This window comes from Bradyrhizobium sp. 76 (assembly GCF_023073025.1).
Classification (GTDB): Bacteria; Pseudomonadota; Alphaproteobacteria; order Rhizobiales; family Xanthobacteraceae; genus Bradyrhizobium.
The window spans coordinates 1-23,829 of sequence record NZ_JADPIS010000103.1; the positions used below are offsets into that span (position 1 = coordinate 1).

Here is a 23,829-nt window from a genome sequence, read left to right on the forward strand (position 1 = left end):
AAACAGTTGACCCCGCCCGGATGTCCCCCCGGGCGGGGTCAACTGTTTTGGGGCCTCGGGATTTTGTTGCAGCCCCGTCACACAGCGGTGCGAACCATCCCCTGCGGCAATCTGCACTAGTTGCTATTGCGAATTAATCGCAATACGGTTTGCAACAGGCTCAGGGGCTTGGGAAGAAGTCGCGCCGGACTGAGATCATCAGGTCCGATCGCGGAGCACCTAAGCCTGATGACAGGGTCGCCGCGAATCGGCAGGGATAGTGCGGCGAGTGGACACACTCGCTTTTGGGGGCGTGCGTTTTGACGTTGAGGGGTCACCGTTACAGGTATTTGCGGACGGCCGCGGCGATTGCCTCGGGCGTCTTGGCTTTGCCCGCCAGCAGCCGCGCGGCTGATCTGCCGCTGAAGGCACCTGCGCTCAGGGCCGTCTACGACTGGACGGGCCTCTATATCGGTGCACACGCCGGTTTCACCCGCGGCACGTCCTCGGCCATGCTGACCGATCCCGCGGTCGCGACCGATAATCATGTCTTCACCGGCGCGACCGGCGGCGTGCAGGCCGGCTACAATTGGCGCCTCAACTCAGGGCTTCTGCTCGGCGTCGAAGGCGACATCTCCTTTCCGAACTATCTGTCCTCCAACCACGTGGTGTCGTCGACGACCACCGCGCTATCGAGCGCGGAGGAGCGCTGGGATTACGTCGCGAGCCTGCGCGCGCGGCTCGGCTACACCACGGGCGCATTCCTGTTCTACGCGACTGGCGGCGCCGCTTTTGCCGGCGAGCGCTTTCTCTCGACACCGGCAGGCGGCAATGAGGAGAAGGTGTTGAACACGCGGTTCGGCTGGACCGCCGGCGGCGGCGTCGAATATGCCTTCGCGCCGCACTGGAGCGCGCGGCTCGAATATCTCTACAGCAAGTTCGAGAACGCCCGCGTCACCTTCCCCTCGGGCGCGCAATATTCGTCCTCGATGGATTTCCAGAGCCTGCGGATCGGCCTCAATCGCAAGATCGACTGGCCGGGCCTGCCGACCTACAATCCGAAGTCTGACATCACCGATACCGAGTCCAGCCGCTGGGAGATCCACGGCCAGTCGACAGCGCTGGCCCAGGGACATCCCTCGTTCAGAGCGCCCTATACCGGGCCGAACAGCTTCACCCCCTCGCCGGATCTGCAGCAGACCTGGAGCAATTCGCTCTATCTGAATGCGCGGCTGTGGGACGGCGGCGAGGTCTATTTCAATCCCGAGCTGCTGCAGGGCTTTGGCTTCAACAACACGACCGGCGCGGGGGGCTTCCCCAACGGCGAAGCGCAGAAGTCCGGCTTTCCCTATCCGCACTTCAACGCCTCGCGGCTGTTCGTGCGCCACACCTTCGGCTTCGGCGGCGAGCAGGAGGAGCTTGCCAGCGGCCAGTTTCAGCTTGCTGGCAAGGCCGACGTGTCGCGTTTGACTTTGCAGGTCGGAAAGCTCTCCGTGGTCGACGTCTTCGACGGCAATTCCTACGCGCACGATCCGCGCAAGGATTTCATGAACTGGTCGATCTGGGCATCCGGCGCCTTCGACTACGCCGCCGACAAGCTCGGCCTCGGCTATGGTGCAACGGCCGAATTGAATCAGAAGCAATGGGCGCTGCGCGCCGGCTACTTCCTGATGGACGCCCAGTCCAACTCGAACAATTTCGACATGAATATCGGCCGCCGCGGCGAATATGTCGCGGAGCTCGAGATGCGCTACTCGCTGTTCGGCCAGCCCGGCAAGCTGCGCACGCTCGGCTTCGTCAACAGCGCCTATTCCGGCAGCTATCGCGAGACGCTGGATAATCCGCTGCTCAACCTCGACATCAGCCAGACCCGCCGCGGCCGGCTCAAATACGGCTACGCTTTGAATGTCGAACAGGCGATCACCGACGATATCGGCGTGTTCGGCCGCTGGAGCTGGAACGATGGCCGCAACGAGATCATGGCCTTCACCGACATCGACCGTAGCCTGTCCGGCGGTGTCTCGGTCAAGGGAGCGACATGGGGCCGGCCCGACGACGTCGTCGCCATTGCCGGCGCGATCAACGGCCTCTCGCAGGACCATCGCGACTTCATCGCCGCCGGCGGTCTCGGTCCGCTGATCGGTGACGGCCAGCTCAACTACCGCAGGGAACGCGTGCTGGAGACCTATTACGCCTACGCGCTCAACAAGGCGCTGACCTTCACCGCGGACTACCAGCTCATCGTCAACCCCGCCTACAACGCTGATCGCGGCCCGGTGTCGGTGTTCTCAGGTCGGCTGCACGGGGAGTTCTGACCGCGGCTCAGAACAGCAGCGCGACGCCGGAGACGAACAGCAACGCGAGCACGATCTTACGGAACATCGCCTCATCGATCCGGCCGAACAGTTTTAGCCCGAGCCACGTTCCCGCAAAGAGAAACGGCAGGCCGAGCGCGAACAGCTTTGCGGTGTCGAACGTGAGCGCCCCCTTGGCGCCCAGCAGCAGTGCCGCAATGGCAAACACCACAACCGCGACGGGCTGGAACGTGGCGCGCTGAACATCCTTCGGCAGGCCGCGCAGATTGCACCAGATGGTGACGATGATGCCGGCGAGGCCGGTCAGCCCACCAAGCAGACCGTTGACGAAACCAATTGTCATGTCTGCGGCCGGGGGCACGATTGTCGCGACCTTGAGCTGCGGCCTGAAGAACGCGTAGAGGCTATAGACGATCAGGATCGCCCCAACCGCGATGCGGACGCTCTTGGGATCGGCCGAGGTCAGGAGTGACACGCCGACCGGCACGCCCACGACGGCACCGATCATGAAGGGCCATAGCCGGCGCCAGTCGAGCGCGCTGCGCAGCTTCCAGACCGAGTAGCCCTGCACCAGGAGGCCGAAGCCGACGATCAGGCTGGCGCTTTGAAGTGGCGTCAGCACGTAAAGCCACAGCGATGCCGCCACCAGGCCGAAGGCAAAGCCGGAGAGGCCGGCGACGAACGCGCCGGCGAAGGTGGCCGTCAGGAAAAGGGTAAGCTCGATTGTGATCCCGTCCATTGCTCGCTCCAAACATCAGCGAGCAGCGCTTGCGTGGGATCACCCACTTCATGGGGAGGCTGCGACACCCCCAAGGCTGCAAGCCTAGGTGAAGCCGCTTCCTTCCACAATGACGATGTTACGCGGCCCGGATCGCGTCCAGGAACTTCCCGACCTCGACCTTGAGGCGGCTGCTCTCGCCGGACAGCGACTTCGCTGACGCAAGCACGGTGGAGGAGGCCGATCCGGTCTGGCGCGCGCCGCGCTGCACGTCGACGATGCTGGCGGAGACCTGTTGGGTGCCGCGCGCCGCCTGCTGCACGTTGCGCGAAATCTCCCGCGTCGCGGCGCCCTGCTCCTCGACTGCGGAGGCGATCGCCGATGCGATCTCGGACATCCGGGTGATGGTGTCGCCGATCGACTTGATGGCGCCGACCGAATCCTCCGTCGCGCTCTGGATTCCCGTGATCTGCTGGCTGATCTCGCCGGTGGCCTTGGCGGTCTGCTCGGCGAGCGCCTTGACTTCGGAGGCGACCACGGCGAAGCCGCGCCCGGCCTCGCCGGCGCGCGCCGCCTCGATCGTTGCATTGAGCGCCAGAAGATTGGTCTGGCCCGCGATCTGGCTGATGAGCTCGACCACGTCGCCGATCCGGCCGGCAGCCTTGGCGAGCTCGCCGACATAGTCGTTGGTCCGCGCCGCCTGCTGCACCGCTTCGCTGGCGACCCGCGCGGAGTCCTGGACCTGTCGACCGATCTCGTCGACCGAAGACGCCATTTCCTCCGCGGCCGCGGCAACGGTCTGCACGTTGCTGGAGGCCTGCTCGGAGGCGGCCGCCACCGTCGCGGTGACCTTTTCCGATTGATCGGCGGTGCTCGTCAGCGTTCCCGCCGACACTTCCAGCTCCGACGATGCCGACGACACGGTGTTGATGACGTCGCCGATCAACGCTTCGAAATCGCGCGCGATCTGGTCCATGCGCTGGCTGCGCCGGAGTTTCGCCTCGGCTTCCACCGCGGCGGCCTCGTCGGCAGCCTTCTTGGCGGAGAGCGAATCCTTGAAGTGCTGGAGCGAGCCCGCCACCTGGCTGATCTCGTCGTTGCGGCCCGTCACGGGAATCTCGACCTCGTGCTGTCCGGCGGCAAGCGTTGCGATCACGTCCGCGAGCCGGCTCAGCGGCGTCACCACGCGCCGGCGCAGCATCATGGTCACACCACCGAGTGTCCCCAGCAGCGCCAGCACCGCCACGCCCGCGAGCGCGAGCATCGCAAGCGCGCCATCGCGCGCGGCCGAGGCGCGCTCGGCAGCTTCCGTCAGCGCGGCATCGCGCACGCCGTAGAACATCTGGATGGCGGGGACAATGACGGTGGCCAGCTCTTCGGCGTTGATGCCGTATTTGCCGTCGCCACTAGCCGCGGGCATCTCTTTGTCCACGGCAGCGGCTGCTTTTCCGAAATAGGAATCCGTCGCCGCCTTCAGCGCGGTGGCGATGCGGGGCGGGCTTCCGAGCTGGTCGATGCCGGCCTCGATGCGCTCGCGGTCGGCCTCGACACGCCCCTGCATACGATCCATCAGCGAGAATTCGGGAGCCGTGAGCGGGCGGCGCGCGCTCAGCGCCGGCGACAGCGTGGCGGCGCGGCTGCCGGCCGAGACGCGCAGGTCCTGCGCCGTTCGCGCCAAGCTCAACAGCGCCGCAAGCGAAGAATCGGCATTGATGACCTTCGCTTCGAGCCGGTTCATGATCGGCTCGATATTGCCGATGACCTCTGCAACGCCCGGTAGGAAGCCCTTGACCACAGCGCTGTCGCGCGCCGCCAAGGGAACGCTCATCGCGCGGTCTGCAGCGGTGTAGATATCCTTGAGCCGCCGGGCGGTACGGTCCAGGTTTTCGATCATCGGTCCGGAATCATCCAGCACAAGGATGGCGCGCCTCGCCCCCTCAAATGCGGCATCGGCTGCTTTCGCGGCCTTCGCGGCGCCTTCGATCTGGGCCTGCGTCGCAGGGTTCTCCTGGAAAATCGGCGAAATGTAGGGGGCACGAAGGCCGGCAACGTGCTGACTGACCATCAAGGTCGCACCAAAGGCGTCGACCGTCTTGATCGCGTCGGAGCGGTTCGTGAAGATGCGCGCCTGGGGTACGAGCACCTCGGCGCCAAGGATGACTGCAAACACCGTCACCGTCAGCATCGACAGCGCAAAGAGTTTCCCGATCCGCATTCTGATCCCCCGAATATATTCCTGCAAATGTCGAGAACCTAGCCGCTGGCCGCTAAGAGCCCGTTAAGCAACGGCATGCCCGTAGTTCCGCGGGGTATTGGGCTTCGAGTGCCTTCCGGGACGGTGTCGCCGAAGTTCCTTCGCGATGCCGGATGCGACAGAATCATCGGCATTTCTTCCCCGAATACCTATATCAATGCCTGGGCCGCCATTCGGCCACACTCCCTTACCTCGGAACGTCAATGCTCTCCGCCGAACTCGCCATCGTCGTCGTCCTGATCGTCATCAACGGCTTGCTGTCCATGTCCGAGCTCGCCGTGGTCTCGTCACGCCCGGCCCGGCTGTCGATGCTCGCCGCCAAGGGCGTCCGCGGCGCCGAGCGGGCGCTGACGCTCGCGGCCGACCCGGGCAAATTCCTCTCGACGGTGCAGATCGGGATCACGCTGGTCGGCGTGCTCTCCGGCGCGTTCTCGGGCGCGACGCTCGGACAGCGGCTGACGCAATGGCTGCTCGAGCTCGGCCTGTCCGCAGGAATTGCCGACATCGTCGGAGTGGGCCTGGTCGTCACGCTCATCACCTACGCCACCCTGATCGTCGGCGAGCTGGTGCCTAAGCAGGTGGCGCTGCGCGACCCCGAGAGCATCGCGGTCAGGGTTGCACCCGCGATGCACGTGCTTGCGAAGGTCTCGCTGCCCCTGGTCTTCCTGCTCGATCTCTCCGGCAAGCTGATCCTCACGCTGCTCGGCCACGGCGGCAAGTCCGAAGAGAAGGTCTCGGAAGACGAGATCCATCATCTCGTCAGCGAGGCGGAAAGCGCGGGCGTGCTCGAGTCAGGTGAAAAGGAGATGATCGCGGGCGTGATGCGGCTCGGCGACCGGCCGGTCGGCGCGATCATGACGCCGCGCACGGAGGTCAACGAGATCGACCTCAACGATACGCCGGAGAGCATTCAAGCGACCATCGCCAAGAGTCCGCATTCTCGCTTTCCCGTGTCCGACGGCGACCGCGACAAGCCGATCGGCGTGCTCCAGGCCAAGGACCTGCTGGTCGCCTTCATGAACGAGCGTACGCCGGATTTGCGCGTGCTGGTCCGCGAGGCGCCCGGCATTCCCGCCTCAGCTGATGCCCGCGACGTGCTGGCGATCCTCAAGGCGGCGCCGGTGCATGTCGGCCTCGTCTACGACGAATACGGCGCCTTCGAAGGCATCGTGACGACGGCTGACATTCTGGAATCGATCGTCGGCGCCTTCCATTCCGAGGAAGGCCCGCCGGAACCGGCCTACGTCAAGCGCGCGGATGATTCGCTGCTGGTCTCAGGCTGGATGCCAGTCGACGAATTCGGCGAGCTGATCGGCGTCGAACTGCCGCCGCACCGCTACAACACGGTCGCCGGCCTTGTGCTGCAACAGTTCAACGTGCTGCCTGATGTCGGCGACGCCTTCGACTTCGGCGACTGGCACATCGAGGTGGTCGATCTCGACGGACGGAGGATCGACAAGATTCTCGCGAGCCGGCGGAGCGAAGTAGAGACGGGGTGAGCGAGCGCTCGCGATACTCTCAACACGACAGCGGAATTTGTTGCGCTAGACCCTCACCCGAACCTCACCCCGATCCGCTTCTCCTTGCGCCAGATCACGGTGCAGGCGAGATGTGTTCCGCCGGCCTGGACGAACAGGCTGAAATGGTCGGGGATGCCGACGGGACTGCTGACGTCGAGCGCGGCGCCGGTATCGGACAGGTTGCGGATAGTGCAGTCGATCGCGCCGCCGCCGCCGAACTCGATCGTTCCGGCCTTCAGCACGCGATGCCTTGCCTTGTCGCGCCGCTCGTCCATGGGGACAATCTATACCCAAAGTTGAACAAAACGTTAAACGCAGCCCATGTCGTGATGCCTTTGCGCAGGACCTGCGGCCTTGCCCTACGGCGCCGGCTGGAACGTCTCCGTCCGCGCCATCCGCCAAGCATCACGGAAGCGTGCGTCTTCGGTACCTTCGAGCAGCTCGCCCGGACGCAGCGAGGGATAGAGCTGCGCGAAGGATTTCACGTCCGTCGTCGAGGTACGCTGGGAGAAGTGGATCGGGCGCAGCTGCTGCGGATGTTCGAGACCGGCCGCGGCGACCAGCTCGGTCAGCGAGTGCAGCGTCGCAAGGTGATAATTGTGCACGCGGTCAATCTTGAGCGGCACGTAGAGTGCGCGCGCCCGCGTCGGATCCTGGGTCGCGACGCCGGTCGGGCAGCGGTCGGTGTGGCAGCTCAGCGACTGGATGCAGCCGAGCGAGAACATGAAGCCGCGCGCCGAATTACAGTAGTCCGCGCCGATCGACATGGCCCGCGCCATGTCGAAGGCGGTGGCGATCTTGCCGGAGGCGCCGATCTTGATGCGGTCGCGCGCGTTGATGCCGATCAGCGCGTTGTGGACGAAACTGACGCCCTCGCGCATCGGCATGCCCAGATGGTCCATGAACTCCAGCGGCGCGGCGCCGGTGCCGCCCTCGTTGCCGTCGACGACGATGAAGTCGGGATAGATGCCGGTCTCGATCATCGCCTTGCAGATCGCCAAAAATTCCCAGGGGTGGCCGATGCACAGCTTGAAGCCGGTCGGCTTGCCGCCGGAGAGCTTTCGCATCTCGCCGATGAACTGCATCATGCCAACAGGCGTCGAGAAGGCGCGATGCGAGGCCGGCGAGATGCAATCCTCGCCCATGGCGACTCCGCGGATCTTGGAAATCTCCTCCGAGACTTTCGCCGCCGGCAGCACGCCGCCATGACCGGGCTTGGCGCCCTGGCTGATCTTGAGCTCGACCATCTTGATCTGGTCCTGGCGCGCGACGCGCGCGAAGGCTTCGGGATCGAAGGTGCCGTCGAGATGGCGGCAGCCGAAATAGCCCGAACCTATCTCCCAGATGATGTCGCCGCCCATCTCCGCGTGATAGGGGCTGAAGCCGCCCTCGCCGGTGTCGTGCGCGAAGCCGCCCTTCCTGGCACCGGCATTCAGCGCGCGCACGGCATTCGGGCTGAGCGCGCCAAAACTCATGGCGGAAATGTTGAACACCGAAGCCGAATACGGCTTGGCGCAATCCGGTCCGCCGATGGTGACGCGGAATTTCTCCTCGGCATGCGTCTTCGGCGAGACCGAGTGATGCATCCACTCATAACCCTGGCGGTAGACGTCCTCCTGGGTGCCGAACGGACGCTTGTCGAGCTGCATCTTGGCGCGCTGATAGACCACCGCACGGATGTCGCGCGAGAACGGCATGCCGTCCTTCTCGCTCTCGAAGAAGTACTGCCGCATCTCCGGGCGTATCTCTTCGAGCAAAAAACGGATATGGGCCGAGATCGGGTAGTTGCGCAGAACGGCGTGGCCCTTCTGCATGAGGTCGCGGACGCCAAGCGCCGTCAGCGCGCCGAAGATCAGGATCGGGATCAGCAGGATGTCGAAGATCTTGCCATCGGCGAAGCCGATGCCGGTCAGCAGCGCCGTGACCACCGCGCAGATCGTCAGGACGATGAAGCGCGGAGAGAATGGCAGCAGCAGGGTTTCCATGATCCCCTCTTCCGCCAGCGGCAGCCGTTTGGCCGATGGGTTGGGCGATTCCTGCGTTTTGTTCTCGTCGGCCACGATTCCCATCCTCTCGCCAGCATGAGGCGGTACGATACGCCCGCGCCTGTCATACGGATATGACGCGGCGGTTGTTTCACGCTAGCGAATTCGGCGGGGACAAATCAATCAGCCCGATGGGCGGGCTGCTGCGGTGCAGCAGGGCTCGGGAGGGACGGAATTAACCGGTCAAGGCGCTTTACCCAGGCAAGCGTCCTGGCTTTTGCCAGGACGACACGAGAGGGCCTACCGCTCGACGAACGCCTTTTCGATCACGAAATGGCCGGGCTTGTTGCCGGAGCCCTCGACGAAGTCGCGGCCCTCGAACATCAGTTTCAGCTCTTCGAGCATCGCCGGGCTGCCGCACATCATGATGCGGTCGGTCGCGATGTCGAGCGGGCCCTGGCCGATGTCGTTGAAGATCTGCTCGGAGCTGATGAGATCGGTGATGCGGCCGCGGTTCTTGAACGGCTCGCGGGTCACGGTCGGGTAGTAGATGAGCTTGTCCGCGAGCAACTCGCCGAACAGTTCGTCCTCGCGAAGACCGGCGACGAGCTTCTCGCCATAGGCGAGCTCGGAGACCTGACGGCAGCCATGCACCAGCACGATGCTGTCGAATTGGTCGTAAACCTCGGGGTCCTTGATCAGGCTGGCGAAGGGCGCCAGGCCCGTGCCGGTCGAGAGCAGCATCAGCCGCTTGCCAGGAATGAGATTGTCGGTGATCAGCGTGCCGGTCGCCTTGCGGCCGACCAGGATGGTGTCGCCTTCCTTGATCTTCTGGAGCCGCGACGTCAGCGGGCCGTCCTGAACCTTGATCGAGAAGAACTCGAGCTCTTCCTCGTGGTTGGCGCTGGCCATGCTGTAGGCGCGGAGCAGCGGGCGGCCCTCAACCTCGAGGCCGATCATCGCGAACTGGCCGTTCTGGAAGCGGAAGCCGGAATCGCGGGTTGCGCGAAAGCTGAACAGGGTGTCGGTCCAGTGCTGGACGGAAAGAACCTTCTCTCGGTAAAACGCGCTCATGATTTTCGATATTCCGAATAATTGCGTTTTTAGGGCAAAAGCGTTGCCCGGCCCCTGAAAGCGGAGCGGACACCATTGCCATGGCGGAGGATTTCGCGTGTGTGATCTACGCCATTGAGACCAATAATCAACCTCGTTCCGGATGCAATTGATGCCGGTCAAACCGGCATTTGCGGCGGAAATGGTCGCATCATTAATGGATCTGCTGTCCGGCGCGCGCGGAGGGCAATTTCTTTTCCCTCCGGGGACTGAATACAGCACTTAATTTCCGTGGCGCTCGCGAGAATTTCATTAAGAATAGCTCTGATTTCACTCTCGTCTGGCGCCGTTTCCCGCTTTTTTGCGGCTTTTGGCGCCAAGCTCGACTGGAACTGACGGCTGCGAGTGGCGACAAGACACATGGTGAACGGCGAGCGGATCTTCGTCCAGGCGATCAGGCGCTATTGCGCGACCCATGGCATCGCGCTCGAAGTCCGCGCCGATGGCTGGCTGCTCGCGATGCGCCGGGGCGAGCAGCGCCGCTTCGCGTTCGGCTACGACATCGGCCTCAACAGCGCCATCGCGCACCGCCTGGCCAACGACAAATCGGCCACCGCCGAGGTGCTGGCGCTCGAGGGCGTGCCTTGCATTCCCCATCGCCTGTTCCTCAATCCGAAGTTGGGCGAGAAGGTTGTCGGCGTCGCCTGGCGAGAGGCAATGCTGGCGCTGCTTCACGACAATCCGCAAGGCGTGGTGGTGAAGCCGAACGAGGGGACGTCGGGACGATCCGTCTTCAGGGTCACGACGGAAACAGAACTCGATCATGCGGTTGGCGAAGCCTTTTCGATGAGCGCCGGACTCGTTATTTCGCCCTATGTCGTGATCGAGGATGAAGTTCGCGTGGTGCTGCTCGATGATGTGCCACTCGTCGTCTACAGCAAGCAGCGCGGCTCGGATTGGCGGCACAATCTCGATGCGGGTGCAAAGCCCGTGCTGATGCAGGCCGGCGATCTTCGCGCAGCCTGCGCGGAGCTCGCCATCGACGCCGCCAAGGCCATCGGCATCACCTTCGCCTCGATCGACCTCGTGCACGTCGACGGCGTCTGGCGCGTGCTCGAGATCAATTCCGGCGTGATGATGGAGGCGCTGGCGAAGCTGCATCCGGCGCTGGTGCAGACGACGTACGATGCAGCGCTGGATCGGGTGTTTGGGGAACGCTGAGCAACACGCGCGCTGTCGGCTTCAACCGACCGCCAACCGATACGCAGCCTTCGCGTTCACGCCAAACGCCTTCTCACGCGCCTGCGGACCGAGCTTCATCAGGCAGGCCTCCAGCGCGCCCTTGATCTCACCATAGCTCCCCGCGAGCAAGCATACCGGCCAGTCCGAGCCGAAGATCAGGCGATCTTCGCCAAAGCATGTCGCGGCGTGCGCGACGAACGGAAACAGCAGCTCCGCATTCCAGTCGCTCCAAACCGCTTCTGTCGCCAGCCCCGAGACCTTGCACCAGACATTGCCGCAGGCCGCGAGTGCCGCGATGCCATTGGACCATTCAGTGCTTCCACCGTCGGCAATCGGCGGCTTGGCCGCGTGGTCGAGCACGAAGCGCGCCTGCGGGAACGCTTGTGCGGTTGCGATCGCGGCCGGCAGCTCGCGGGTGCGGACCAGGAAATCGTAGGCGAGATCGTGCGCGAACACGGCCGTGAGGCCGCGCTGGACGTCCTCGCGCAACAACCAATCCGGATCGGCCTCGTCATGGACCTGGTGGCGGATGCCGATCAGCTTGTCACCGCCGGGCGAAGCGCGCAGCCGGTCCAGCGTCTCACCAAGTGCAGCGTCGGTCAGATCGGCCCAGCCGACGACGCCGATCACCGAGGGCGTCGCATGCGCGATCCGCAGGAATTCCTCGGTCTCCGCCAGGGCGGAGCGGCACTGCACCAGGATGCTCGCGTCGATGCCGTTCGCGCTCAAAAGGGGCGCGAGATCGGCCGGACCGAAGGCACGCCGGATCGGCGTGAGCTCGGGCGCATCCATCCAGGGATAATCGGCGCGCGCGGGATCCCAGAAATGCTGGTGAGCGTCGATGATCATGCCTTACGCTCCGTCCGGCAATGGCGCGCGGGCGTCGACGAGTTCTCGCCCACGCAGCTCCTGCCAGAACGCCGCCGGCACCGCCGTCTCCGACATCGCGATGTTGTCAGCAACTTCCGCGGCGTTGCGCGCACCCATCACGGCGACCGTGACTGCCGGATGGGCCATGCAGAACTGCAGCGCGGCGGCTTTCAGTTCGGTGCCGTGCTTGCGGCAAAGCTCGTCCAGCGCGAGCGCGCGGGCGACGAGTGCCGCATCGGCGTCCTGATAGTTGAACTTCGCGCCGGTGTGCGGACTGGCCAGGATGCCGCTGTTGTAGATGCCGCCGAGCAGGATGCCGATATTCTTCGACGCGCAGAGCGGTAACAGCGCATCCAGCGCGCCCTGATCGAGCAACGTGTAGCGGCCGGCGAGCAGGAAGCAGTCGACCGGAACGGCCTCTGCGAACCGGACCAGCATGTCTGACTGGTTCATGCCGGCACCGATCGCCTTGACGGTGCCCTCAGTGCGCAGGCGCTGCAGCGCGCGGAAGGCGCCGGCGACGGCGTCGTCGTAATGATCGTCGGGATCATGCACGAGCAGGACATCGACGCGATCGAGCCCAAGCCGCGCTAGGCTTTCCTCCACCGAACGCATCACCCCGTCATAACTGAAATCGAACACCGGCCGCTCGCGAGACGTGCCCTTGTAATGCTCGTCCTCGGCGGCCGCGCCATCGGGCACGCGCAGCAGGCGGCCAACCTTGGTCGAGATGGCGTAGGAGTCACGGGGCTGTTGCCGCAGGAATGCCCCAAGGCGTCGCTCCGCGAGGCCAAAGCCGTAGAGCGGCGCGGTATCGAAGAAGCGGATTCCGAGCGACCAGGCGCGGGCGATCGTCGCCTCCGCATCGGCGTCGCTGACGGGGGTGAACAATCCGCCGAGCGGGGCGGAACCGAGGCCGAGTGAGGTGACATCGAGAGAGCCGAGCCGCGACCTTTTCATTCCCATTGCCTCAACAGTCTTCCCCAACAGCCAAATCATCTCTCCCGCTTGCGAAAAGCGCAAGCGGGAGAGGCACGCAGGAGCGCGGGGCTGGCGACGCTCCTACTTCAACATCTGCGCAACGTTGTCCTTGGTCACGAGATCGAGGCCGGTATAAACGATCTCCGGCACCTTCTCGCCCTTCTTGATGGCGAGCAGCGTGTCCATCGCCTTCTCGCCCATCTCGAACGGACGCTGGCCGACCAGCGCATTGGCATAGCCATCGCGCAACAGCTCGAGCTGCATCTTCAGCGTATCGGCCACGACAAGCGTGAACTTGCCGGAATCGATATCCTTCTTGTACCTGGACGCGAAGGCCTTGAAGCCTTCGGGGGCGAACATCGGCCAGCCGCCGATGGGAACGATCGCGGCGAGGTCGGGCGTCGCGGTACGCATGTCAGTCATCTGCTGAACCGCCAGCGCGGGATCGTCGTTGCAGAACGTCGGCGAGCCCGCGACCTCGGTCCATTTCGAGCCCTTCAGCGCCTCGCGGACGCCGTCGACGCGCTCGGCGAGATTCTTGGCGCCGGGACCACCCGAGACCATGGCATATTTGCCGCCGTCGGGCCGCAGCTTCAGGAGCTGCTTGCCGAGGGCGACGCCGAACTCCTTGTTGTTGGTGCCGATATAAGCGATGCGCTTGGCGCCGGGCGCATCGGCGTCGAAGGTGATGACGGGGATGCCGGCCGCGGTCGCCGCGTCGATCGACTTGGTCATTGCCGCGACGTCGGCAACCGAAATGGCGAGGCCGTCGACCTTCTGAGTGACGAAGTCCTGGATGATCTGGGCCTGCGTCGCCGGCTCGTGCTCGACCGGCCCCTTGTAGATGCACTCGATGTTGCCGAGCTCCTTGGCACGCTTCAGGCAGCCGTCGCGCGCGAAGTCGAAGAACGGATTGTTCATCGCCTTGGGCACGATCACGAACCGGTAGTTTGCGGCAAACGCCGGCGTAGCCATCATCGCGACCGCGATGCCGGCAAGTAGATATTTCCTCATCGTCTCCTCCACCCTTCTTTGGCGCCTGTCCTCTCAAGATCGTCCGGGAAGCGGACAGGCGGCATTTTCGTTGCCGTCCCGGAACGACGTCGTTTCAGATCATCCGCGAGCGGATGCGGTCGACCAATACGGCCAGGATGATGATCACGCCCACCAGCGTCTGCTGCCAGTAGGAGCTGACCTGGGCGAGCACGAGGCCGTTGCGGATCACTTCGAGCAGCACGCAGCCGACGATGGCGCCGAGCGGACCGCCGATGCCGCCGGCGAGATTGGCTCCGCCGATGACGGCCGCAGCGATCACGTTGAGCTCGTAGGACGTCGCCATGTTGGCCGGCGCCGACCCAAGCCAGCCCGAGATGATGATGCCCTGGAGGCCTGCGGCGAGCGCGCAGATCACATAGACCTCGATCTTCACCCGCACGACCGGGATGCCGGTGAGTTCGGCCGCCTTCTCGTTGCCGCCGAGCGCGAACACGTGACGGCCGAACGAGCTGTGGTGCAGCACCACGGCCATCGCCAGCGCGAGGACGATCAGATAAATGAACGGCACGGGCACGCCGAGCACGTCGCCCGAGGTGAGCGCGTAGAAATAATCGGCATCCGGCCCACCTGGGAAGCTGCCGCGTCCGTTCGAGACGACATAGCCGAGCCCGCGTACGATCGAGAGCATGCCGAGCGTGGTGACGAACGGCGACAGGCCGAGCACCGCGATACAGAACCCGTTGACGAGGCCGGCGAGCAGCGCGACGCCGAGGCCGGCGAGAAGCGAGACCACCAGGATCAGGCCGGGGACATTGGCAAGCACGGTCTTGCCGTCGGCCGCCATGTGCACGAACAGGGAGCCCGCCGACGAGCCGGGCGCCGACAGCTCGGTCATCACCATCGAGGTGACCATGGCGGAGAAGCACATCATCGAGCCCACCGACAGATCGATGCCGCCGGTGATGATCACGAAGGTGACGCCGAGCGTCGCAATGGCGATGAAGGAGAAATTCTTCGCCACGTTCTGCATGTTGCCTTCGGTGAAGAAGTACGGGCTGGCGAAATGCATGACCACCAGCAGCACCGCCAGCGCGAGCAGGACATAGCCAGTCTGGGACGCGAAGATGCCGCGCTGCCACCATCTGATCTTGCCGATGTTCGAAAAGGTGATCGGGGATTCCATGGGCATGGCCATCACGCCGCCTCCTTCGCGCCGGTGATCAGGGCGGTGACCTCCTCGGGGGAGGTCTGGTGGATGGGCTTGTCGGCCCGCTTTTCGCCGCGGCGCATGACGATGACGCGATCGCACACCGCGAACACGTCGGGCATGCGATGCGAGATCAGCATCACGGCAACGCCCTGCTCTTTCAGCCGGTGGATCAGGCCGAGCACCTGCTCGACCTGGCGGACCGAGATCGCGGCCGTGGGCTCGTCCATCATGACCAGCTTCGCGTTGGAGAGCCGCGTCCGCGCGATCGCAACCGCCTGGCGCTGCCCGCCCGACATCTGCTTGACGAGATCGTCGGGGCGCGTCTCCGAGCGCAGCTCGCCGAACAGCTCCAGCGCACGCGCCGCCATTGCCTTGTGGTCGAGCAACGCGAACGGCCCGATCCTGCGCTTCAGCTCGCGGCCGAGAAAGACGTTGGCCGCTGCGGTGAGATTGTCGGCGAGCGCAAGGTCCTGATAGACCACCTCGATGCCGACGCCGCGGGCATCGACGGGCCGGTTGAAATGAACCGCGCTGTCGGCGAAGCGGATTTCGCCGTGGCTTGGGCGGAAATTCCCGGCGATGATCTTGACCAGCGTCGACTTGCCCGCGCCGTTGTCGCCCATCAGGCCGACGACCTCGCCGGGAAGGACCTGCATGTCGACATCATGCAGCGCGCGGATCGCGCCGAACTCCTTGCCTATGCCGGTCAGCTCGAGGACCGGTGTCGCTTGTGCATTTGTCATCAGCGGCCTTCCTCAGACGTAGCGGTTGACGAGGGATTCCAGATATTCCTGCCGGCCCGAGCGCGGCTGCGGGTCAAAGCCCGGGCCGTGCGCGCGGTCGGCAAGTTCGGCAAGCGAGCGCTGCCCGCCGAGAATGGCGCGGCCCTCGGGCCCGGCCCATCCCTCGTAACGTTTCGCAAGCGGCGCAGTGAACACGCCGGCGTCGAGCATGTCCGCGGCGGCGAGCAACGCCCGCGCGCAGGCATCCATCGAGCCGACATGGGCATGGATCAGATCGTCGGGATCGATCGACTGGCGGCGGATCTTGGCGTCGAAATTCAGCCCGCCGGAGCTGAAGCCGCCGCGGCTCAGGAGCTCGTGGAACACCAGGGCGAGCTCGGGCACGTTCATCGCGAACTGGTCGGTGTCCCAGCCGAGCAGATCGTCGCCGCGGTTGATGTCGAGCGAGCCGAACACACCCAGCGCCTCCGCGAGCGCGACCTCGTGATGGAAGGAGTGGCCGGCGAGGATGGCATGGTTCTGCTCGATGTTGAGCTTGACGTCCTTCAGCAGGTCGTAGCGCGCGAGGAAGCCGTAGCAGGTGGCGACGTCGAAGTCGTATTGATGCTTGGTCGGCTCCTTCGGCTTCGGTTCGATCAGGATCGGCCCCTTGAAGCCGATCTTGTGCTTGTGCTCGACGACGAGCGAGACGAAGCGGCCGAGCTGGTCGAGCTCACGCTTGAGATCGGTGTTGAGCAGCGTCTCATAGCCCTCGCGCCCGCCCCACAGCACATAGTTCTGGCCGCCGAGACGGTGCGTCACTTCCAGCGCGGCGCGGACCTGGCCGGCGGCATAGGTGAATATCTCGGGGTCCGGATTGGTGGCCGCGCCCGCCATGTAGCGCCGATGCGTGAACAGATTGGCGGTGCCCCAGAGCAGGCGCACTTTGCTCGAGGCCATCTTCGCTTCGAACAGATCGGCGATGGCATTGAGGTTCGCGACGGATTCCGCGAGTGAGTTCCCTTCCGGCGCCGCATCGACGTCGTGGAAGGTGAAGAAGGGCACGTCGAGCAGGCGAAACAGCTCGAAGGCAACGTCGGCCTTGGCGCGCGCTTGCGCCATCGCATCGGTGCCGTGGTGCCAGGGTCGCAGGAACGTCTCGCCGCCAAAGGGATCGCCGCCGGGCCAGCACAACGAGTGCCAATAGCAGACCGCAAAGCGCAGATGGTCTTCCATCCTGCGGCCATGGACGAGGCGGTCCTTGTCGTACCAGCGGAAGGCCGGCGTGTTGCCCGCATCCTTGCCGGCGAAAGCGACAGGTGCGGTTGTATCAAAGAATTTCACTGACGCAGTCACTCAGGCACACTCCTTCAACGCGGGATAAAGTTCGCGCCAGCGGCGATAGACCTCGTCATAGGCCGCGCTGACCGATGCGCGAGGCGTAAAACTCGCGAGCCGGCGCGGACGGGTGCAAACCGCAGCGGCGTCTTCGCCGGTGGCGGCGAGCCGTCCGAGCCTGGAGGCGCCGAGCGCCGCCCCGACCTCGCCCTCCTCGACGCGGTGGACGGGAATGCCGAGCACATCGGCGCAGATCTGCGCCCACAGCGGCGAGCGCGAGCCGCCGCCGACGAGATCGACCTCGGGAAGCGGTCCGCCGGCCGCGCTCAGCACCGCCAGATTGTCGCGCGCGGCGAAGGCGACGCCTTCGAGCACGGCCTGAACGATCTGGGAGCGGCCGGTCGCACCGCGCAGGCCGACGAAGGCGCCGCTGGCCGCGGCATCGTTGTGCGGCGTGCGCTCGCCGTCGAGATAGGGCAGGAATTTGACCGGGCTCGGTCCATCGACGCGCTCGCCGAGTGGAGCCAGCAGCGCTGCGGCCGGAACCTCCATCACGCCCGCGAGCCAGGCCAGCGAAGCCGCAGCCGACAGCATCACGCCCATCTGATGCCAGCGACCGGGCAGTGCGTGACAGAACGCATGGACCGCCGAGGCCGGAGCCGGTGCAAACCGATCAGTGACGCGGAACACTACACCGGATGTGCCAAGCGACAGGAAAGCATCGCCCGGCGCGATGGCGCCGAGCCCAATCGCGCTCGCGGCATTATCGCCGGCGCCGCCGGCGACCACGACATTCCTAGCCATGCCCCAGCGTTGCGCGTAGTCCGGCGCGAGCGTCGCGCTGACCTCGCTGCCCTCGACGAGGCGTGGCATGTGATGGAGATCGAGCCCGGAGGCATGCAGCAGCAGGGGCGACCAGCGGCGCAGACCGACGTCGAGCCACAGGGTGCCGGCCGCGTCCGACATGTCCTCGACCATCTCGCCGGTCAGGCGATAGCGGACGTAGGCCTTCGGCAGCAGCACCTTTGCGACACGCGCGAAGATTTTTGGCTCGTGCTTGGCGACCCAGAGCAGCTTCGGCGCGGTGAAGCCGGGCATGGCCAGATTGCCGGCGATCGTGTGCAGCGACGGGCAGCGCCGCTCCAGCGCGACGCATTCGGCGTGCGAGCGGCCGTCGTTCCATAGGATCGCGGGACGCAGCGGCCGTCCGTCCTCGTCCAGCAGCGTCGCGCCGTGCATCTGGCCCGACAGCCCGATGCCGCGCACCCGCGCGACCTCGCGCGGATGGCGGGCGGCAAGATTGTCGACCGCGCCGACCGCCGCATCGACCCAGCCATCGGGATCCTGCTCGGACCACAGCGGCGCGGGATGCGATAGCGCAAGCTCGCGCGCCGCCGTCGCGACAACCGCGCCGGCTTCGCTGACGAGCACCGCTTTCACACCTGATGTGCCGATGTCGATTCCGAGATACACGCCGTCCTCCCTTTCGCCTGTTGCGGTGCGCGAACTCAAAGTCGCCTTATCCGCAACGGGTCGTTTTGAATTCCACCTGCCGCTAAGGCAGATTGTCCCGCATCACGATGTCGATCCTGATCTTCTCCTGTTCGCGCAAGATCGGCTCGCCACGGGCGAGCGCGAGCAGCACGCGCACGGCCGCGCGCGCTTCGTGTCCGGGGTTCTGCGAGATCGCGGCATGCATCACGCCCTGCAGCAGCAGCCGGCGCGTCAGCGCAGTGACGTCGTGTCCGACAAACACCACCTGCTTGTCGCGGCTGGCATCGCCCAAGGACTTTTCATTCAACGCGTTGGCGACGCCTTGCGTACCGGCGCCGACATTATAAAGACCCACGATGTCGGCATGCCTGCTCAACAGCCGCGCCAACAATTGTTCCGAACGCACGTCCTCGTCGCGTCCTTCGAGCACCGGCAGCACGCTGAGGCCGGGGAATTCAGAGGCCATCACCTGGTTGAAGCCAAAAATGCGCTCGGCATGATCGCGCAGGCCCTGCGAGCCCGCGACGATCGCAACCTTGCCGGACTTTTGGCCGACCAGCCGTCCGACCAACGCGCCGGCGGTGCGCCCCGCGGCAATGTTGTCGATGCCAACATAATGGTGCCGGCGCGACGACGGCACGTCGGAGACCAGCGTCACGACACTGGTGCCGGCATCGACGAGATCGTCGATGGCGGCGCGGACGCCGGGATGGTCCAGCGCCACCACGGCGATGCCGTCGTAATCGTCGGAGAGCCCTTCCAGGGAAGCCGCGAGCACGGACGGATCGAACACGTCGGTTGCGACGGTCTCGACGCCGAGGCGGCGGGACGACAACCAGCCCGACATCTCGCCGAGATAATCCTGGATCTGCTGCATGAACGGGTTCGGTCCCGACGGCATCACGAAGGCGAAACGGCGGGCGCGGCCGCGGGCGAGCTCGGCGGCGGCCACGTGAGGCTGGAACGAATTGCGCTCGATCGCCTCTTTTACGCGCCGGACCGTATCCGGCCGCACGCCCGGACGATTGTGCAGGACGCGGTCCACCGTCGCGAGGCTGACGCCGGCCTGGCGGGCGATGTCCTTCAGCGTCAGCGCGGTCGTGGTGAGCGTCTCGGCCATGGCTGAAGGCTAGCAGAGGTATTTTGAGGTACGCAACTCATTTTGAGGGGCGGCAGGCATTTTCCGGCAGTTGGGCCTAGGAACAGCCTTTCCCGTCCGCCGTTGCTGCCCCGTGCGTAACGATATCACCCATGATCCCGGCGAGGGATTGAGCCCGACCCTCGAGCGCAACATCCAGGCGTTGGTCGCGCGCCGCCGCCGCGAGCAGCGCGCGGCCAAGGGTCAGGAAAAGGTCGCCGATGCGATTACGGCGTTCACCGGCAGCATGGCGTTCGTCTACCTCCATGTCGCGGTGTTCGGCTTCTGGATCATCGCCAATCTGCACTGGCTGCCGGGAATTCCGGCCTGGGACGAGAGCTTCGTGGTGCTGGCGATGATTGCTTCGGTCGAGGCGATCTTCCTGTCGACATTCGTGCTGATCTCGCAGAACCGCATGAGCGCAGCCGCGGACAAGCGCGCCGATCTCGATCTCCAGATCAGCCTGCTCGCCGAGCACGAATTGACCAAGGTTGCCCGCCTCCTCACGCAGATCGCCGAGCGGCTGGACGTCCAGCCCGACTCGAAGCGGGATCTGGAGGAGGCAAGCCGCGACATCGCCCCCGAGCGCGTGCTCGATAGGATCGAGCAGACGCGTTCCTGAGCTATCGGCTCGCCGACAGATCCAAAGTCAGGAACAGGCTGTTGGGATCATCGACATAGCCTTGGAACGGGCCGCAGAGGACAAAGCCATGCGCCCGGTAGAGCGCGTGCGCCGGCTTGAAATAGTCCCACGAGCCGGTCTCGAGGCTGAGCCGCGCCATGCCGCGCGCGCGGGCTTCCGTGATGATGTGGCGGAGCATCTCACCGCCAAAGCCGCGCCGGCGCGTGGTCCGGAGCGTGTGCATCGACTTCACCTCGCCATGCGCTCCCGACAGCGACTTCAGCGCACCGGTGGCGACCAGCGTGTCGCCGTCCCAGCCGGTCCAGAACGCGACTTCCGGGGCACGAAGCCCGGCGAGATCAAGCGCATGCGCACTGCCCGGCGCGGTCTGTGCTCGCGCCGCCGCAACGTGATGGTCGAGCAGCGCGATGACGCGTGGATCAAAGGTGTCGCCGGTGCGGATCTGCATCGTCAGGGCTCACATCTTGCCGTAGGACGCGCCGCGGCGCGTGATGATGACGTAGCGCGCATCCTGTCTGGTCTCGTTCTCGAAGATCACCGCGCGCATCACGTCGAAATCGAGACAGTCGCCTTCGCGCAGGCGAACCGCCTTGGCGTCGATGTGCACCGCGATCGCACCCTCCAGCATCAGCAGTTGCTGGGTGAAGGCATTGCGCCCCCAGGGGCTGTACGGCACCCGCGCACCCGCCGGCAAATCGACGACGATGATCTCGATGCCGCTCGCCGCGTCCGTCGGCGAAGCGTGGCGGCGGCGATAGCTGCTGTCGGGATCGCGCCAGTGCGGCTGGTCGGCGAGCCGCACCATCCGCTCCGGCGGCTTTTCGGCCAACGCGACGACGTCGCTGAGCGACACGTCGAGCGCGGCGCAAAGTTTACCCAGCAGCGCAGCCGTCGCACTGCTCTGCGCCCGCTCTACCCGTCCGATCATCGCACGGCTGACGCCGGAGCGGCCTGCGAGCTCATTCAGCGTCATGCCGGCCTGCGTCCGAAGCGTCTTCAAGCGACGACCGATCGCGCGATCGAGCTTTTGCTGGTCCATTGCTTGTAGGTCCTGACTTTCATCCGAACATGGCCCGGCGCGGTGACCGCAAGCCACCAGGCGAGAGAGCTTAACCGAGAGCGCGCCGGGTGCCGGTCACGACGAGCTAATATATTGGAAACTTGGTCTGGCGCACGCGAGAGAACATCGGCCCTTCTTCGCCAAGGCTTCGAAGGGCATCCTGCTTCGCGTTGCCGAGATATCAAAGTCCTGCGAAGCGCCTTGACGCGAAGCAGGATGGAGCGGGCGAAGGGAATCGAACCCTCGTATGCAGCTTGGGAAGCTGCCGTTCTACCATTGAACTACGCCCGCGGATGCGCAGCCTGCGCCCGCTCTGATTAGCCGAGACGGCGCATCTCGCCAAGCGCTTTGGCGCAGCCCGCCTGACCCTTCTTAAGTTTCCGTCAAGATTTTGGATGCGCCGGATTGTGGCGGTGTTATGATCGCCTGTCTGGGGAGACGTGCACTGAGTGGGGCGTGTGCATGGTGGGGCGTGGCTACGCGATATTCGACACGACCATAGGGCGCTGCGGCATCATCTGGAGCAGCACCGGTATCGTCGCCGTGCAATTGCCGGAGGCGCGGGAGATCGACACCCGCCGCCGGATTTTCCAGGTCCATCCCGAGGCGCGCGAGCAGCGGCCTTCCGCGAACGCCGCGTTCGCGATCGAGGGCATCGTGGGCTTGCTGCAAGGCAGCGATGCTGATTTTTCCGAGGTTAGCCTGGACGCGAGCGGGGTGCCCGGCTTCAACCGGCGGGTCTACGAAGCCGCCTGCGCCATCCCGCGCGGGGAGACGCGCACTTATCACGAGATCGCCAAGACGCTGGGCGCCTCCGGCGCCGCGCATTCGGTGGCACAGGCGATCGCGAGAAATCCCTACATGCTGATCGTGCCCTGCCACCGGGTGCTGGAGGCCGGCAATTACACCGACCGGCTCTCGCCCTATGGCGGCGTGATCTCCAAGCGGCGGCTGCTGTCGCTCGAGGGCGCCCATCCGATCGCCAGCAAGACGCTGTTCGACGTCCTGCTGCCCGTTGCCCCGCCGAGACCCTCCACCTAGATAGGTGGCATGGATGCAACGACGCTGCTGACCACACCCTCGATGACGGTCTCCGAGTTTCGCTGCGACGCGGGACCGGACGACAGCCCGTTTGCGGAGTGCCGCACCGGCCATTCCATCGCCTATGTCCGCGCGGGCAGCTTTGGCTGTCATTGCCGCGCCGGCTTCTTCGAGCTGGTGGCCGGCTCGATGCTGGTCGGCGCACCGGGCGAGGAATACACCTGCACGCATGAGCATGTCGCCGGCGACGTCTGCCTGTCCTTTTTCCTCAGCGACGATCTGGTCGACGCGCTCGGCGGCCGGCGCGACGTCTGGCAGGTCGGTGCGACGCCGCCGCTGCCCGAGCTGATGGTGCTGGGCGAACTCGCCCAGACGGCGGCAGATGGCAACAGCGACCTCGGTCTCGACGAGCTCGGGCAGATCCTCGCCGGCCGTTTCGTCGATGTCGTGTCGGGCAAGACGCGCAAGCCGACGACACCGACGGCGCGTGATCGCCGCCGCGCCGTGGAAGCCGCGCTGTGGATCGACGCCAACTCGCATGCCGAGGTCGACCTCGAACAGGCGGCGCGGCAGGCAGGCCTCAGCCCCTTCCACTTCCTGCGGCTGTTCTCCGCCGTGCTCGGCGTCACCCCGCATCAATATCTGGTGCGCTCGCGGCTGCGGCATGCGGCGCGGCTGCTGACCGACGACGACATCGCAGTCACCGACATCGCCTATGACGTCGGCTTCGGCGATCTCTCCAACTTCGTCCGCACCTTCCACCGCGCCGCCGGCGTCTCGCCAACCAAGTTCCGTCAGGCCTCGAAGGGGGAGCGCAAGATTCTCCAAGAGCAGCTTGCGCTCAACTGACTAGGTTCGTCTCCGGCGCGCGCCGATTGCGGCGCGCTTTGGAAATGGAGACGACCATGTACGATCATATCGGATTGCGCGTTGCCGACCTCGACACCGCCAAGCGCTTCTACACCGCGGTGCTGGCGCCGCTCGGCTATGTCTTGTGCTCGAGCGGCGATGGTTATGCCGGCTTCGGGCCGAAGGGCGAGCCGGCGCTGTGGCTGCACCTGAACAAGGGGCGCAAGGCGGATGGCGCGCATATCGCGTTTCGCGCTGGGGATCATGATTCGGTCAAGGCATTCCATAGCGAGGGCCTGAAGAGCGGCGGTCGCGACAATGGCGGTGCCGGCCCGCGCAAGGATTACAGCCCGACTTACTACGCGGCGTTCTTGATCGATCCCGATGGTAACAATGTCGAGGCGGTCTGCACGTGAGCTCG

22 protein-coding genes and 1 tRNA gene are annotated in these 23,829 nt (G+C 65.2%); 7 read left to right on the top strand and 16 right to left on the bottom strand.

Annotated features, from left to right (window positions below; genetic code table 11):
- Positions 1–329 precede the first annotated feature (329 nt).
- On the top strand, positions 330–2,294 hold the full coding sequence (locus tag IVB48_RS26410; RefSeq protein ID WP_247405430.1) for a carbohydrate porin: 1,965 nt from the start codon (positions 330–332) through the stop codon (positions 2,292–2,294).
- Between the two features lie 7 nt (positions 2,295–2,301).
- Here the strand turns inward: IVB48_RS26410 and IVB48_RS26415 are convergent, their stop codons facing one another.
- A complete protein-coding gene (locus tag IVB48_RS26415; RefSeq protein ID WP_247357633.1) occupies positions 2,302–3,033 on the bottom strand; it encodes a sulfite exporter TauE/SafE family protein in 732 nt (243 codons plus the stop codon).
- A 118-nt stretch (positions 3,034–3,151) separates the two neighbouring features.
- Entirely contained in the window at positions 3,152–5,227 is a 2,076-nt protein-coding gene (locus IVB48_RS26420; protein ID WP_247404379.1) for a HAMP domain-containing methyl-accepting chemotaxis protein, read from the bottom strand.
- A 242-nt stretch (positions 5,228–5,469) separates the two neighbouring features.
- On the opposite strand from IVB48_RS26420, the gene IVB48_RS26425 reads away from it, so the two are divergent.
- Entirely contained in the window at positions 5,470–6,765 is a 1,296-nt protein-coding gene (locus IVB48_RS26425; protein WP_027565867.1) for a hemolysin family protein, read from the top strand.
- A gap of 53 nt (positions 6,766–6,818) precedes the next feature.
- On the opposite strand, the gene IVB48_RS26430 is transcribed toward IVB48_RS26425, so the two are convergent.
- From IVB48_RS26430 to IVB48_RS26440, 3 genes are all read right to left on the bottom strand, one after another.
- Positions 6,819–7,061 carry a PilZ domain-containing protein gene (locus IVB48_RS26430; RefSeq protein WP_247285369.1) on the bottom strand — a complete coding sequence of 81 codons (243 nt, stop codon included), beginning with the start codon at positions 7,059–7,061 and terminating at the stop codon, positions 6,819–6,821.
- An 84-nt stretch (positions 7,062–7,145) separates the two neighbouring features.
- On the bottom strand, positions 7,146–8,855 hold the full coding sequence (locus IVB48_RS26435; protein ID WP_247404382.1) for an FMN-binding glutamate synthase family protein: 1,710 nt from the start codon (positions 8,853–8,855) through the stop codon (positions 7,146–7,148).
- 216 nt (positions 8,856–9,071) lie between these two features.
- A complete protein-coding gene (locus IVB48_RS26440; RefSeq protein WP_007597827.1) occupies positions 9,072–9,845 on the bottom strand; it encodes a ferredoxin--NADP reductase in 774 nt (257 codons plus the stop codon).
- 399 nt (positions 9,846–10,244) lie between these two features.
- On the opposite strand from IVB48_RS26440, the gene IVB48_RS26445 reads away from it, so the two are divergent.
- Positions 10,245–11,045, top strand: a complete 801-nt coding sequence (locus IVB48_RS26445) for a RimK-like protein (protein ID WP_247404385.1) — start codon at positions 10,245–10,247, stop codon at positions 11,043–11,045.
- A 21-nt stretch (positions 11,046–11,066) separates the two neighbouring features.
- Here the strand turns inward: IVB48_RS26445 and IVB48_RS26450 are convergent, their stop codons facing one another.
- The 8 genes from IVB48_RS26450 to IVB48_RS26485 all read right to left on the bottom strand — a co-directional run bounded on the left by IVB48_RS26450 (position 11,067) and on the right by IVB48_RS26485 (position 19,797).
- On the bottom strand, positions 11,067–11,915 hold the full coding sequence (locus IVB48_RS26450; protein ID WP_247404387.1) for an amidohydrolase family protein: 849 nt from the start codon (positions 11,913–11,915) through the stop codon (positions 11,067–11,069).
- A gap of 3 nt (positions 11,916–11,918) precedes the next feature.
- Positions 11,919–12,896: an aldo/keto reductase gene (locus IVB48_RS26455; RefSeq protein ID WP_247404390.1), complete on the bottom strand. Its 978-nt coding sequence runs from the start codon at positions 12,894–12,896 to the stop codon at positions 11,919–11,921.
- A gap of 102 nt (positions 12,897–12,998) precedes the next feature.
- Positions 12,999–13,931 carry a sugar-binding protein gene (locus IVB48_RS26460; RefSeq protein ID WP_027514400.1) on the bottom strand — a complete coding sequence of 311 codons (933 nt, stop codon included), beginning with the start codon at positions 13,929–13,931 and terminating at the stop codon, positions 12,999–13,001.
- Between the two features lie 94 nt (positions 13,932–14,025).
- The gene (locus tag IVB48_RS26465) at positions 14,026–15,108 is read right to left on the bottom strand and encodes an ABC transporter permease (protein WP_247404393.1); all 1,083 of its coding nucleotides are present in this window, start codon (positions 15,106–15,108) and stop codon (positions 14,026–14,028) included.
- Positions 15,108–15,866 carry an ATP-binding cassette domain-containing protein gene (locus IVB48_RS26470; protein ID WP_247404396.1) on the bottom strand — a complete coding sequence of 253 codons (759 nt, stop codon included), beginning with the start codon at positions 15,864–15,866 and terminating at the stop codon, positions 15,108–15,110. Before IVB48_RS26470 ends, IVB48_RS26465 begins: the two co-directional genes overlap by 1 nt.
- A gap of 12 nt (positions 15,867–15,878) precedes the next feature.
- Complete coding sequence (gene xylA / locus IVB48_RS26475; protein WP_247404401.1) at positions 15,879–17,201, bottom strand: xylose isomerase; 1,323 nt, start codon at positions 17,199–17,201, stop codon at positions 15,879–15,881.
- Positions 17,202–18,656, bottom strand: a complete 1,455-nt coding sequence (gene xylB / locus IVB48_RS26480; protein ID WP_247404405.1) for a xylulokinase — start codon at positions 18,654–18,656, stop codon at positions 17,202–17,204.
- An 82-nt stretch (positions 18,657–18,738) separates the two neighbouring features.
- Positions 18,739–19,797 (bottom strand): LacI family DNA-binding transcriptional regulator, encoded by a 1,059-nt coding sequence (locus tag IVB48_RS26485; protein WP_247404408.1) that lies wholly within the window; start codon positions 19,795–19,797, stop codon positions 18,739–18,741.
- A 112-nt stretch (positions 19,798–19,909) separates the two neighbouring features.
- Between IVB48_RS26485 and IVB48_RS26490 the strand changes: the two genes are divergently transcribed.
- Positions 19,910–20,437, top strand: coding sequence for a DUF1003 domain-containing protein (locus tag IVB48_RS26490; RefSeq protein WP_247404411.1), 528 nt, complete (start codon positions 19,910–19,912; stop codon positions 20,435–20,437).
- Position 20,438: 1 nt separating this feature from the next.
- Here the strand turns inward: IVB48_RS26490 and IVB48_RS26495 are convergent, their stop codons facing one another.
- The 3 genes from IVB48_RS26495 to IVB48_RS26505 all read right to left on the bottom strand — a co-directional run bounded on the left by IVB48_RS26495 (position 20,439) and on the right by IVB48_RS26505 (position 21,809).
- Positions 20,439–20,906, bottom strand: coding sequence for a GNAT family N-acetyltransferase (locus IVB48_RS26495; protein WP_247404414.1), 468 nt, complete (start codon positions 20,904–20,906; stop codon positions 20,439–20,441).
- 9 nt (positions 20,907–20,915) lie between these two features.
- Positions 20,916–21,497 carry an XRE family transcriptional regulator gene (locus tag IVB48_RS26500; RefSeq protein WP_247404417.1) on the bottom strand — a complete coding sequence of 194 codons (582 nt, stop codon included), beginning with the start codon at positions 21,495–21,497 and terminating at the stop codon, positions 20,916–20,918.
- Between the two features lie 238 nt (positions 21,498–21,735).
- A tRNA-Gly gene (locus IVB48_RS26505) sits at positions 21,736–21,809 on the bottom strand.
- Between the two features lie 171 nt (positions 21,810–21,980).
- Here IVB48_RS26505 and IVB48_RS26510 point away from each other — a divergent pair.
- From IVB48_RS26510 to IVB48_RS26520, 3 genes are read left to right on the top strand one after another with little or no spacing between them, the layout of a single operon-like run.
- Positions 21,981–22,559, top strand: a complete 579-nt coding sequence (locus tag IVB48_RS26510) for a methylated-DNA--[protein]-cysteine S-methyltransferase (RefSeq protein ID WP_247404420.1) — start codon at positions 21,981–21,983, stop codon at positions 22,557–22,559.
- Between the two features lie 9 nt (positions 22,560–22,568).
- The gene (locus tag IVB48_RS26515; RefSeq protein ID WP_247357620.1) at positions 22,569–23,408 is read left to right on the top strand and encodes an AraC family transcriptional regulator; all 840 of its coding nucleotides are present in this window, start codon (positions 22,569–22,571) and stop codon (positions 23,406–23,408) included.
- Between the two features lie 56 nt (positions 23,409–23,464).
- Entirely contained in the window at positions 23,465–23,824 is a 360-nt protein-coding gene (locus IVB48_RS26520) for a VOC family protein (protein ID WP_247357619.1), read from the top strand.
- Positions 23,825–23,829: the final 5 nt, after the last annotated feature.